We start from the raw sequence: 13,760 nt of genomic DNA on the forward strand, positions 1-13,760 counted from the left end.
CTGAGAATCGGGCGAAATTTGAAAGGAGAGAACCAATTTGAGTGCACACTTAGCAAGTAAGTCGACGAGCCCTAAAAGCCGTGATGAAAGGCTGCTGCAGATTATCGGGTATTTCTTGCTCGCGATCATCTCGCTCTTCTGTCTGGTTCCATTCATCCTAGTGCTCTCGGCATCACTGACAGATGAGAGCAGCATTATCAAGGATGGATACCAGCTCTTTCCTACAGTGTTTTCACTGGAGGCATACAGATTGCTCTTTGAATATCCGGAGCAGTTATTAAGAGCTTATGCAGTAACGTTTGGGGTTACGGTTATCGGAACAGTCCTAGGTTTGTTCCTTACATCAACGACAGCATATGCGCTGGCAAGAAGAGATTTTAAATGGCGTAACGGATTTTCCTTCTTCTTTTTCTTCACTACGCTATTCAGTGGCGGTTTAGTGCCATGGTATCTAATGATCGTTAACTACTTAAATTTAAAAGATACGTTTCTTATTTTAATACTCCCGATGCTGTTAAATGTCTTCTACATTATTGTAATGAAGTCGTTCATGAGCAGCATTCCCGATGCGATTACAGAATCTGCGAAGATTGACGGAGCAGGCGACTTTCTTATCTTTCGACGTCTTATTCTTCCGTTGTCCAAACCAGCACTGGCAACGATCGGTCTGTTCATTGCACTGGCGTACTGGAATGACTGGTATCATGCGATGTTGTTTATCACCAATGAAGATCTGATGCCATTGCAGTACTATTTGTATAAAATGTTAGGAAATATGGACGGGATGCGAAGAGCCATGGTTGCCTCAGGTGCTGTAGTTGATCTTCAGATTCCTACCGAGAGTCTCAAAATGGCGATGACGGTTGTCGCGATCGGTCCGATCCTGCTCGTGTACCCATTCATTCAGCGTTATTTCGTGAAGGGGCTTACAATCGGTGCCGTTAAAGGATAATCTCAATTAATTTACTATAACAGGGGGTTAACACTTTGAAACGTAGAAACAAACCAACCTTACTGCTTGCCATCATGCTTGTTCTATCCATTGTACTGACAGCGTGCGCAGGTAATGGAGCTAGCAGCAACGATACAGAAGACAACAACGCATCAGGCTCTGGTTCAACACCTGCATCAGAAGAAGTAACACTAAAGATGGTTCTTCTTGGAGCCAAGCCGGTTGATTACGACATGGTCTTCGGTGAATTGAACACGAAGCTGAAGGAACAGATCAATACCACTTTGGAAGTAGAGTTCCTTGACTGGTCTGACTGGACACAGAAGTATCCACTAAAATTTGCTGCTAACGAAGATTTTGATCTAGTGTATACAGCGAACTGGGCTTTCTATAACGACCAGGCAGTTAAAGGCGGCTTTATGGAAATTACAGAGGAGATGCTGCAGGAATACGCGCCTCAGACTTGGGCTCAAATGCCGGAAGTATCTTGGGATCAGGCCAAGGTTAACGGTAAATTGTATATGGTTCCAAACAATAATCTAGAAGTGACGAACAAAGTCGTGCTATACCGTGAGGATCTTCGCCAGAAGTACAACCTGCCAGATATAAACAGCTTAGAAACCTATGCAAACTATTTGAAGACCATAGCTGCGAATGAGCAGGGGATGAGTGCATTTGGAGCTAAGGCTGCTGATGGATGGAGATGGCATGAGCTTGATCAAATCGCACTAGAGCAAGTCAATGATTTCAAGGTTGCCGACTTGCGTATTCCTCTTGCCTATAAATTAGACGATACTACAGGTCAGGTGTTTAACGTTTATGAAACACCGGAATACAGAGAGCTCCTTAATTACTACAAGGATTTAGCAGACAATGGTGCTTGGTCGAAGAACGTTGTCACCAATAAGAACGACATTTGGCAAGACATGAAGGCAGGGAGAGTTTCCTCCTACGCACATAACCTCGGTACAACAGCATTTAATTTGGCTGAAGCACGCCGCGATCTGCCTGATCAGGAGTATGCAATAGCTGATATTACACCGAACAGTAAGAAGCTCAGCGCAATTTCAACACAGAACGGAATCGCGATCCACTCCACATCAGAGCATCCAGACCGAGCGTTGATGGTGCTTGACCTGTTGCAGAACGATCAGGAAATTCACGATTTATCGATGTATGGAATTGCAGGAAGGCACTATAGTCCAGAAGGCGACGATAAGTTCACAACAGGACCAAGTGCTACCAATTATACAGGCTTCTCTAACTGGGGCTGGAATTCTCCTCTGAATCGACAAGATGCTGTGTATCCGAAGGAAGCAGACGATATCTTCAACGGTTGGCAGTCGGATGTATATAACTACACGCTAGAGACATTTGTATTTGATGACTCGGCTGTAAAGACAGAAGTGGCCAACATTAGCAATATTATGGTGCGTTATGCAATCCCATTGGTGTATGGACTTGTAGAGGACATAGATCAAGGCTTGGCAGAATTGAACTCTCAGCTTGATGCTGCAGGCATAGACAAAGTTCAGCAAGAGATGCAAACACAGATCGATGCCTTTCTTGCAAATCAATCATAGGACAGATTAGAGGGGATCTATTTTCCCCCTCTTTCTTTTTAAAAAGGAGATAAATGAAATGACCAATAAATTTCCACCCATCAGTAGCAAGCTGCCGGTATTTATGCATGGCGCCGATTATAACCCGGACCAATGGCTGCATGATCCTAAGGTATTTGAAGAAGATATCCGGCTTATGAAGCTGGCAAATTGTAACGTTATGGCTATTGGTATCTTCGCATGGACAGCCCTGGAGCCGGAGGAAGGCCGGTTTGATTTTGAGTGGATGGATCATGTGCTCAATACGTTTTCAGAGAATGGCATATACGCTTGGCTGGCTACACCAACCGGCGCAAGACCCGCATGGATGGCACAGAAGTATCCTGAAGTCCTGCGCGTTGAGGCGAACCGTGTTCGTAATCTGTTTGGTGTACGTCACAATCATTGCTATACGTCACCAGTCTATCGGGAGAAAACTGCGATCATGAATACGAAGCTCGCTGAACGCTATGCGAATCATCCTGCGGTCCTCGGCTGGCATATTTCGAACGAGTTCGGTGGCGAATGTCACTGTGATTACTGTCAATCCGCATTTCGGGACTGGCTGAAGGCAAAATACAAAACCATTGATAAGTTGAATCGCGCGTGGTGGGCGGCTTTTTGGAGCCATACATATACGGATTGGTCCCAGGTGGAGTCACCAGCGCCGCATGGGGAGAATGCCGTACACGGACAGAACCTGGATTGGCGGCGCTTCGTATCCGATCAAACATTGGATTTCTATAAGCACGAGGTGGCCCAAGTGAAGTCAGCCAATCCTGATCTTCCCTGCACGACGAATATGATGGATTGGTTCTACGGTTTGGATTACCGTACATTCGCCGACGAGCTCGACGTGATCTCCTGGGATGCTTACCCTAAATGGCACGAGGCTGATTCGGATCGTAGTGTAGCATCATGGTTCGCCTTTAATCATGACATGTTCCGTACCCTGAAGAAGAAGCCGTTCATGCTGATGGAGAGTACGCCAAGCTTGACGAATTGGCAGGCGGTAAGCAAGCTAAAACGGCCAGGAATGCATCGCTTATCATCGCTGCAGGCTGTGGCGCATGGAGCAGATACGGTGCAGTACTTTCAGTGGCGCAAGAGCCGCGGCTCCAGTGAGAAATTCCATGGCGCGGTTGTAGACCATGTTGGCCACGAGCACACGCGAGTATTCCAGGATGTTGCCGACCTCGGCAGCACTTTGGCGGGATTGACAGACCTGATCGGTACGCCTGTTCCTGCTGAAGCAGCAATTCTAGCCGATTGGGATAATCGGTGGGCAATCAATGACTCACAAGGTCCGCGTAATAGCGGAATTCATTATGAGGAGACGGTAATACAGCATTACCGTGCCCTATGGGAGATGGGTGTACCGGTCGACATTGTAGGGTCGAACGACGACTTCTCCAGCTACAAGCTTCTGTTGATACCTATGGCTTACCTTCTTCGTGAGGAAACAGGCAAGAAGATTGAAGCGTTTGTTATAAACGGAGGCACGGCAGTCGTTACGTATTGGAGCGGCATCGTAGATGAGAATGACCTGTGTCATCTTGGAGGTTTCCCTGGACCACTGCGCACGACGGTCGGTATCTGGTCTGAGGAGATTGAGGGTCTACATGATCACGATCGCAATTCGGTTGTGTTGAATACCGGCAATGCGCTGGGAATCGAGGGCTCTTATGAGGTTCGCGAATTGTGCGATTTGATCCATACCGAGACGGCAGAAGTGCTTGCTGTTTATGGGGCTGACTTCTACGAGGGGCGTCCAGCACTCACCGTGAATCGCCTAGGAGCTGGTCAAGCTTATTATCTTGCAGCGCGGGTAAGCGAAGATGCTTTCTATCAGTCTTTCTACGGTAAGCTGGTGGAGGAGGCAGGTGTACGGCGGGCAATCCATTCTACACTCCCGGAGGGGGTAACCGCTCAGGTGCGAACGGATGGGGATACCGATTACGTGTTTTTGCTTAATTTCTCAGGAGCTGAAGCATCGGTAGAGCTTGACCAAGGCGGATACGTGAATGCTGAATCAGGCGAAGCCGTAACAGGACAGATTGAACTCCCTGTGAATGGGTCTTATATCTTGCGACGGAACACGAACTAAGTGTAGTAACAGTTCGGTATGATCATACGTTTCATATCTGACTCCGTCTTCAGCTGGAAGGCGGAGTTTCCAATTAATCAGGAGAAAGGGTGCTCACATGACTCAGAAATTTAAATATCAGCCGCCGCTGAATGGTTACCCCGATTGGAACAACAATCCTGATCGGTTTCAGCTTAATCGTATGGATGCACATGCGGATATTTTTCCATATGCGAATACAGAACAGGCCGAAGCTGATCTCAAAGAGGCCTCACCTTTTTTTGTTTCCTTGAATGGCTCATGGAAGTTTAGCTTCGCGGAGAATCCGGAACAGCGGATACAGGAATTTTACAGAGATGATTATGATGTAACAAGCTGGTCGGAGATTCCCGTTCCGTCACATTGGCAATTACAAGGATACGATTATCCCCAGTACACGAATATTCGTTATCCGTGGCAGGATAAGGAGGACATCAAGCCACCGTTTGCACCAACCGTTTACAATCCAGTGGGCTCGTACATAAAGACATTTACGGTGCCTGCCGATTGGAAGGATGGGCCGGTCTATCTTAGCTTCCAAGGGGTTGAATCTGCCTTCTATGTGTGGGTGAACGGAGACATGGTGGGATACAGCGAAGACACATTCACGCCAGCAGAATTTGATGTGACTCCTTATTTACGTGAGGGAGAGAACAAGCTTGCAGTAGAAGTATATCGCTGGTGCGATGCTAGCTGGTTGGAAGATCAGGATTTCTGGCGGCTAAGCGGCATTTTCCGCGAAGTATATTTGTATACAACGCCTACAGCCCATATTTACGACCTATCGATAACAGCTGGGCTGGATGATACATTCTCGACAGGCCGGTTGTCTTTTAACGCGACGATTACGAATTATAACAGAATGCACACCGGACCAATCAGCATTCTCGTTAGTTTTAAGAATATGGATGGGAACCAGATCTTCGAGGATAAGCGGATTATACAGGCCGATCTGACTGGAAGAGGTAAAGTAAATATTGAATTTTCTGAAGACATTGCTGACGTATATCCTTGGAGTGCCGAATATCCGTATCTGTACAACCTTGTATTAGAGCTTGTGGATGACAAGGCAACCGTATTAGAGACAACGGGAACCCAGGTTGGTTTTCGCCGCTTTGAGTTGAAGGACGGATTAATGCAGCTGAATGGCAAGCGTATTGTTTTCAAGGGAACGAACCGTCATGAATTCTCCTCCCGACTAGGACGAGCTCTGAATCAGGATGAGATGATCCAAGACATCATTTTGATGAAGCAATATAACATTAATGCAGTTCGGACCTCTCATTATCCTAATCAGTCCATTTGGTATAAGCTGTGTGACCAGTACGGACTATATGTGATTGATGAGGTCAATTTGGAAACACATGGTCTGTGGTCTTATGGTCAGCAGGGGGAAGGGGACACCTTACCAGGCAGCAAGCCGGAGTGGACAGAGAACGTGCTGGATCGCGCCAATTCCATGTATCAAAGGGATAAGAATCACCCGTCCATCCTGATGTGGTCGCTTGGAAATGAATCGTTCGGCGGAGAAAATTTCATTAAGATGAGTGACGATCTGCGGAGCAAAGATGATACTCGTCTTATCCATTATGAAGGCACTTTCCATCATAGGGAGTATGATCGCGCCTCAGACATTGAAAGTCAGATGTATACGTCCCCGTCAAAAGTAAGGGATTATGCATTATATACGGAGGGTGAGGTAAAACCATTTATTCTCTGTGAATACAGCCATGCGATGGGCAATTCGTGCGGTAATCTTCATAAGTATACTGAACTGTTCGATGAATTCCCTGTTATTCAAGGTGGATTCATATGGGATTGGATTGATCAGGCCATTGTAAAACAAACCGAGGAAGGAACAGAGTATCTCGCGTATGGAGGCGACTTTGGCGAATCACCAAATGATGCCAATTTCTGTGGTAACGGATTGGTGTTTGCTGATCGTAGCGTATCTCCGAAGCTTCATGAGGTGAAAGCGTGTTATCAAAACGTGGGATTCGAGGCCATTGATCTGCAGCAAGGGAAGCTTCTCATTTCGAATAAGTTCTTGTTCACGAATCTGGACTCATTTGACTGGGAATGGCTAATCGAGAGGAACGGTGAGCTCATCGGTGAAACGCAACGTACTTCCTTTGAAGTGCTGCCTGGTGAGGAGAAAATAATAGAACTGAACCTGCCGCAGTCCTATACGGTTGGACCGTTAGATGCCGTCTGGTTGACGATCAGTATCAAACTGCGTGAAGATTCTTCATGGGCTACAGCAGGGCATGAGGTGGCCTTCGCACAGTTTCGATTATCTCCTAGGGACTCTCTAGACGAGACAGGTGTCGTGCTTGAAGCAACAGTTAGCGAACAAGCTTCGTCTATCACTGTACAACATGACCATGGCCGCATTATCGTCAATGCAGCGGGAGGGCGTGTGAAGGCGGCTTTTGACTCCGTACATGGAGATTTGGTGTCTTATTCTTCTGAAGGCCTCGAATTTGTAGAGGAGGCACTTGCGCCGCAATTATGGAGAGCCTGGACCGATAATGATCGAGGGAACAAGCTCAACGAACGCAGTGGAATCTGGCGAACGGCTAGCGAGACAGCGGAAAGTAGGCTTAAGGGAGTAACGACAGAATCGAACAGAGTGATCATCACGCAAACGTGGATGCTGCAGACGGGCACAATCTCTCTATATGATGTATCTTATACTATTAATGAATCTGGCAATATCCAAGTCGATACTATACTTCGGCCGGGTAGTTCCTCTTTGCCGGAAATACCGGTTGTCGGTGCAGTGTTGTCACTGGGAGGACAGTACAATCGGATGCAGTGGTTTGGCAAGGGCCCGTTCGAAACGTATTGGGATCGCCGGAGCGGTGGAAAAATAAGCATTTATGAGTCCGATGTGGCGATGATGTACACATCGTACCTTAAGCCACAGGAATGTGGTAATCTGACCAGTGTTCGCTGGCTGGAGGTTACGGACGAGAGTGGAAGAGGGATACGATTCTCGGCCAATGAGGAATTGGAGTGCAGTGTGCTGCCGTACAGCGCAGATGAATTAGAAGCAACATCGCACAGCTACAAGCTCCCTGAAGCGGGCAAACGCTCAGTAGTACGTATCAACGCTGCTCAGATGGGCGTGGGCGGGGACGATAGTTGGGGATCTTGGACGCATCCTGAGTATACGTTGCATGCGAATCGAAATTATTCATATTCATTCATCATAAGCATCGTGGGTTAAATCATAAAATTGAAGAAGAAATAAAAACTAGAAAGAGCAACTAACAATACTTGGTTGTTCTTTCATAATTCATTTGATCTCAATTGTAATGTTCGCCGATTGGCGGCTGCTCCTTTTTCATTAAGCTAACGGGCAGGTTAACGTGGTGACTAGGGAGAACATAATTAGACAAGATTTATTGGGATTGGTCTTCAGGGGATGCGAACGATGCTGACAATTTGGTGCAGGAAATGCACGGAAAGTCTTTTTTATTTACGATAATATTTAACTCGAAGGGAGGGAGAACGATGGATTGGTTGGAGAGGATGAAAAGCGCAATGGATCATATCGAAACAAATTTGGCGAACAATATCTCATATGATGAAATAGCGCAGATTGCCTGTTGCTCTACGTATCATTTTCAACGAATGTTCCCGTTCATTACCGGAATCACGTTGTCCGAGTACATCCGACGTCGTCGTTTGACATTAGCGGCTTTTGAACTGCAGACCGATGCAAGGGTAATCGATGTTGCTATGAGATATGGATACCAATCGCCGGAAGCGTTCGCACGGGCGTTTAAAAATCTCCATGGGATTATGCCGATATCTGCGCGCGATAAAGGTGTTTCCTTAAAAGCCTAATGTGATGAGGATGGCAGTGTGGATCTAATGAACGAGTTGCTAGGGCGGTTTGGTAATACCGTGCTGCATGCTGCCTTATATGACCATACAGGAGAATCATTCAAGTACATGGTATGCTATCATCTACCAAAAGGACTTGAAATTCCGAAAAGATTTACAAAGCTATCTGTTCCAGCTTTAACATTTGCTATTTTCCCGGAGCCGCAATGTGATTTACAAAAACTATGGGAACGGGTATATACTGAATGGTTCCCGACATCTGGATACGAACAGGTTGAGGGTCCCCAATTTGAAATGTATTATGGAATGCCGGGGCATACACAGGGTGAGATCTGGATACCAGTAAAGAATAAGTAACGATGGAACTAACGAAGAGCTTTAGTTCCATCGTAGAAACAAGGATGAATCTGCCGGCAAGATCGGCAGGTTCATTACATTAACGAGATACTTTAGATTAATATAGATAGAGAGACAGTTGGTCATTAGGATCGACTGTTTTTTGTTGAGAAACAATTTACACAGCCTAGCTAATGTTTCGTCCATATACACCTTATAATGTCGCGGGACAAGAACATTGTTCCATTCAAAGTCGCTATTCGGCAGCTTGTTCTGGATATAATTTGATGATAAGAACTCTGTCAATCGAAAGATAAGCCAAAAAAGAGATATAGTGATCTCTGCTCATCTCATGCTTCAGAGTGACATAATAATCATCCTCTACTTCTTCAACCGTTATATTATGTTCTTCGTTTATCGGATTGGTTTGGAGCGGTTCTAGAATTCTACCGCAGCAGAAAAGATTGATTCCCCCTGTACTTGTTGTCACATTACCACAGCCCTTACATGAATACCATTTCATTCGCCCCATACTTCTGAGAAGCCAGTGAGAAGTGGGGAGTTTCAAACCGGCGCATACAGCTTTTATGTAAGCAGGGCAGAATTGAGGGCGCTTATCGGCTCGGCTGCACGTGGGCAATACCGGAGGACGCCGAAAAACCTGTTGACGGCAGGCTGCGTTCCGAAAGAAATGCTAAAAAGAAAGACTCGATGGATTAAGATGCGTTTTTTACACTACAGATGAATTTTACTTAAGGTTCTCTTAAGGTTCTCTTAATGTTCACTGCGCTATAATTAGATTTAGGAGAAATTCATACAAAACGGAGGACGGTATGAAACTGTTGATTGTTGAAGACGAGGAAAGTTTGAACAAGGTGTTGGTTAAGGTACTCAGGAAGCTGGGTTATATGACTGATTCGGCTTTTGATGGGGAGGAAGCCTTCGATTATTATTTTGAAAACAATTACGATTTGGTGATTTTGGATTTAAATTTGCCCAAATTGGACGGCATGGAAGTCCTCAAGTCCATTCGTGAGGATAATGCTGTACTGCCGGTTCTTATTTTATCAGCTCGAAGTGAAATAAACGACAAAATTCAGGGGCTTGACGATGGAGCAAATGACTACCTGACAAAGCCTTTCAATTTTGATGAACTGGCGGCAAGGATTAGGGCGCTTCTTCGCCGAAACTTTCAAACGTCGGGAACAAAAATTGAAATTGGCGGCGTTATCCTTGATACCGCAAACAAAACACTTACGGTAGAAGGCAAGCCTGTTGCCCTTTCCAAAAAAGAGTATGGAGTTTTGGAATACTTGATTCTCCGAAAAGGAGAAACGGTTTCAGCCCAAAAACTGATTGAAAGCGTATGGGAAAGCGACTCGAAGGAAATGGAAGAATCTTTTTACGTCCACATTAGTACCCTTCGCCGAAAACTTCCCAAAGATTTTATCAAAAACGTGAGGGGGCAGGGATATTATGTGGAATAAGCTCCCATTTCGGCCCAAAATAACCTTCATTTTCTCCGTCGCCCTTATTGTGCTGACCGCCTCTTTGACGGCGCTTTCCCTGATGAATGTACAACAAAACATCACAAATCCGATGACGAGAAACCTTGAAGTTTTTGGGGGCGGCAGCTTCGTAGTAAATGAGAATGGAGTTAAGGAGATTCTTCTCACAGAAGAGCAGTTAGAAGAACTCGTTAAACTTCACCCAGAAGGGACATTAGTGGTAGAGGAAACAGGCAGTTATATAGTAGACCCGTTGGGACAATTGAATGTCGCAGGGCGGGATTTTAGGCAGTATAGCCTTTGGATAGCGGGGGCGGTCATTATCCTCGGTACTTTGGCGGCATATTGGGTGGCGGGTGTTATTGTGCGCCCCATCAAGGATTTATCCGGCTCAGTCAAAGAAATCGAAGCCGATAAATTACATGAAACGCTACCCATTCCCAAAAGCCGCGACGAAATTTCGCAACTGACGGTCAGCTTCAATGGGATGCTTGCCAAACTGCACCGCTCCTTTGAAAGCAAACAGCTATTCGCCCAAAATGCCGCTCACGAACTTAAAACGCCGCTTACCATTATCCATGCCCATATGCAAGCTCTGGAGATGGACGACAACAGGGCGGCAGACGACTATGAAGAAGTCTTTGTTGAGGTAAAAAAAAACACCGAGCGGATGATTCAACTGGTGGAAGGATTGCTGGCAATGGGTAAATCTCCTCTCGATGCCGACATGACCGTGTTTCAGGGGCGGGAAATGTTTGAGGCTATTTTCAGGGATTTAGATGACGCCATTTGCTCCAAACATTTGAATGTACAAACCGTTGGCGACCTAACCATAAAAGGGGAAAAAAAGCTGTTGCGTCAGGCTTACTTCAATTTAATCCATAACGCTATTCGCTATAATACAGAGGGTGGCAGCATTACCGTTACCATGTCGCAGAATCAAATCACCATTAACGATAGCGGGATTGGGATTCCACCCGAATCCATAGGACAACTTTTTGACCCTTTCTATTGCGTGGACAAATCCCGCTCAAAAAAATTAGGCGGCAATGGGCTGGGACTGGCTATTGTAAAAAATATTTTAGACGCTCATGATATGCGTATCGACGTTACAAGCGAAGTCGGTGTGGGCACTCTCATCACAATCCATATTTAAGATCGTTACCATTTAAAGAAGCCACAAATGTCTTGCGATTGACGTTTGTGGCTTCTTTTTTTTTGGAAAGGCAATCTGATTCCGAAGATGAGCCAGATAAAATAAATCAGAAAATTTCCGATCACTTCGATTCCTTAAGGTTGCCTTTATATAGGCTTTGTTATACTAATCTTAGTCAGGCAGGGGCAAGTGATAGCGACATAAAACGCGCATGGTGTTCCGCCATAAGAAACCCCAAAAGGCAACTTATTCAACCAAACTAGAAAAGGAGTTTTTACCATTAAAAAAAGCAAATACCCACAAACAGGGCAACATCAAACAAACGGAGGGAAATACTGTGAAAAAAAGCAAAGTTTTACTTTTGTCTATTGCCGCCATTGCCGTTGTTGCCTTAATCATCATCGTGCCGCTAAGTATACGGGATAGCGACAACGCAGACGCCAATACCAACCAAAATGCGAATCAGAATACGAACCAAAACGCTAACGAGATCACCCCGAATACGAACCCAAATACCAATGAGCAAGGTTTACCGCAAGAAGAGCAACTCGCTGGTATGATTCAAGCAATTGACGGAACTAAAATTACCATTGACACATCCGGTATTTATATAGCCGACGGAAACGGTGAACTTCGTTCTTCGGATGGGTCTAATGAAGGGCAAGAAATAAATATCCGCCTGACAGAACAAACTGCCATCGAAGTTAGAACAGTCAGTGGCGGGCAGATTACAGGAACGAGAGCCGGGACAACGGATGATTTAGCTCTACAATACTTTATCAATGCAACTGGAGAATGGCAAGGCGATGAATTTATCGCAACCGCGATAATCATTGTCAAAATGTAAACACAACCAATGGAGGAACAACGATGTATCTTATTACAAACGCAATGAAGAATCTCGCCCGCAACAAGGGGCGAAACATACTGATTGCCGCCGTTACGCTGGCAATCATAATCGGGGTAGTCGTGACGCTGACCATCAACAACACTGCGGCAAAAGTCATTGACGAGATTCGGCTCGACATCGGTTCAAGGGTTGCGATAGAGCAGGATATTATGGGAATGTTCGAGTCGAGCATGGATCCAGAAGCGTTAGAAGCGAATGTACAACATATATCCGTCGATGACTTTATCAAGTATGCCGAATCTGAATATCTGAGCAATACCGTATTTAATGCGGAGATATTCTTCTTAGAGAGCGCAAATCTCATTCCTGTACGGGCAATAAACCCAGGCTCCAGCGTGGAAGAGGATGTACCCCTAAAACTAATAGGCACATCGGAGCCAGATGCTCTGCCCAATACCATCACAGAAGGCAGAATGTTTGACGGTCTTAACGAGGGCATCATCGATGATGAACTTGCGCGACTTAATGATATTTCCATCGGCGACATTATAGATTTAGAAGTTCCAGATTTTTTTGGTGAAGGGGTTAAAACCTATCAACTAACCGTGGTCGGTATTTATTCCGCTGATGTCTATCAACAAAAACTTTTCAGATTTACTGAAATAATAACAAGTTTTGATACCATTGTGGCTGCGGGGTGGGAATCTAACCTCGGATTGAACATGACTTCGGAATACTTCCTGAGAAACCCTGACGACCTCGGGCTGTTTGAGCAGGAGGTAAGAGCGAAGGGCTTACCTGACACCTACAATGTTTCAATAAACCAAGCGGCTTATGACAGGGTAGCCGGTCCTATGTTAAGTATGCAGTCTGCCGTCTCGACTTTTTCGATAGTAATTCTGATTCTCGGAGCCATTGTGCTTGCCTTAATATCATTCCTCGCTGTCCGCGAACGCAAATATGAAGTCGGCGTCTTGCGGGCGATGGGCATGGAAAGGGGCAAGATTGCGTTTGGTATCTTCACGGAGGCTGTTATGATAGCCGCGCTATGCTTATGTGTTGGCTTGGGCGCAGGCAGCGTCATGTCGCAGCCTATCGCGAATAGCTTGCTGGAAAGCAGAGTTACCGCCGCCGAAGCTGAAGCAACGGAAGCAGGGGCTGATAGATTATTCCAGGCAACGTCTTTCGGCGGTCAGATGCAAACGGTATCAAGCGTAGGCTATAAACCGGAAAGTGAAATAACGGTAGGTTTGAGCGCGGATGTCATCATTCAGATTATTATGATAACACTTTGCTTGGCGGCGTTATCCGGTATTATCGGAGTTGTAGTCATCACACAATACGAACCCTTGAAAATCCTGCGGGAAAGAAGTTAAG

General features: G+C 45.7%; 9 protein-coding genes and 1 pseudogene. 9 read left to right on the forward strand and 1 reads right to left on the reverse strand.

Going from position 1 to position 13,760, the window contains the following annotated elements:
• The first annotated feature begins 37 nt into the window (after nt 1-37).
• The 5 genes and pseudogenes from AC0VZ8_RS34345 (at nt 38) to AC0VZ8_RS34365 (ending at nt 8,890) form a co-directional block, all read left to right on the forward strand.
• Nucleotides 38-952: a carbohydrate ABC transporter permease gene (locus AC0VZ8_RS34345; RefSeq protein WP_475487993.1), complete on the forward strand. Its 915-nt coding sequence runs from the start codon at nt 38-40 to the stop codon at nt 950-952.
• Between the two features lie 35 nt (nt 953-987).
• Nucleotides 988-2,535 (forward strand): ABC transporter substrate-binding protein, encoded by a 1,548-nt coding sequence (locus AC0VZ8_RS34350; protein WP_475487994.1) that lies wholly within the window; start codon nt 988-990, stop codon nt 2,533-2,535.
• 58 nt (nt 2,536-2,593) lie between these two features.
• The gene (locus AC0VZ8_RS34355; RefSeq protein WP_475487995.1) at nt 2,594-4,660 is read left to right on the forward strand and encodes a beta-galactosidase; all 2,067 of its coding nucleotides are present in this window, start codon (nt 2,594-2,596) and stop codon (nt 4,658-4,660) included.
• Nucleotides 4,661-4,757: 97 nt separating this feature from the next.
• Complete coding sequence (lacZ, locus tag AC0VZ8_RS34360) at nt 4,758-7,910, forward strand: beta-galactosidase, LacZ type (protein ID WP_475487811.1); 3,153 nt, start codon at nt 4,758-4,760, stop codon at nt 7,908-7,910.
• Between the two features lie 287 nt (nt 7,911-8,197).
• A pseudogene (locus tag AC0VZ8_RS34365) lies at nt 8,198-8,890 on the forward strand (AraC family transcriptional regulator).
• A 235-nt stretch (nt 8,891-9,125) separates the two neighbouring features.
• Here AC0VZ8_RS34365 and AC0VZ8_RS34370 read toward each other — a convergent pair.
• Nucleotides 9,126-9,392, reverse strand: coding sequence for a hypothetical protein (locus AC0VZ8_RS34370; RefSeq protein ID WP_475487812.1), 267 nt, complete (start codon nt 9,390-9,392; stop codon nt 9,126-9,128).
• 310 nt (nt 9,393-9,702) lie between these two features.
• Between AC0VZ8_RS34370 and AC0VZ8_RS34375 the strand changes: the two genes are divergently transcribed.
• The 4 genes from AC0VZ8_RS34375 to AC0VZ8_RS34390 all read left to right on the forward strand — a co-directional run bounded on the left by AC0VZ8_RS34375 (nt 9,703) and on the right by AC0VZ8_RS34390 (nt 13,759).
• Nucleotides 9,703-10,356: a response regulator transcription factor gene (locus AC0VZ8_RS34375; RefSeq protein WP_475487813.1), complete on the forward strand. Its 654-nt coding sequence runs from the start codon at nt 9,703-9,705 to the stop codon at nt 10,354-10,356.
• Nucleotides 10,346-11,533, forward strand: a complete 1,188-nt coding sequence (locus AC0VZ8_RS34380) for a sensor histidine kinase (protein ID WP_475487814.1) — start codon at nt 10,346-10,348, stop codon at nt 11,531-11,533. The genes AC0VZ8_RS34375 and AC0VZ8_RS34380 overlap by 11 nt, the downstream gene beginning before the upstream one ends.
• A gap of 337 nt (nt 11,534-11,870) precedes the next feature.
• Nucleotides 11,871-12,380: a hypothetical protein gene (locus tag AC0VZ8_RS34385; RefSeq protein WP_475487815.1), complete on the forward strand. Its 510-nt coding sequence runs from the start codon at nt 11,871-11,873 to the stop codon at nt 12,378-12,380.
• A 23-nt stretch (nt 12,381-12,403) separates the two neighbouring features.
• Nucleotides 12,404-13,759: an ABC transporter permease gene (locus tag AC0VZ8_RS34390; protein ID WP_475487816.1), complete on the forward strand. Its 1,356-nt coding sequence runs from the start codon at nt 12,404-12,406 to the stop codon at nt 13,757-13,759.
• Nucleotide 13,760: the final 1 nt, after the last annotated feature.

Source organism: Paenibacillus sp. QJM3NY_38, from assembly GCF_056173265.1.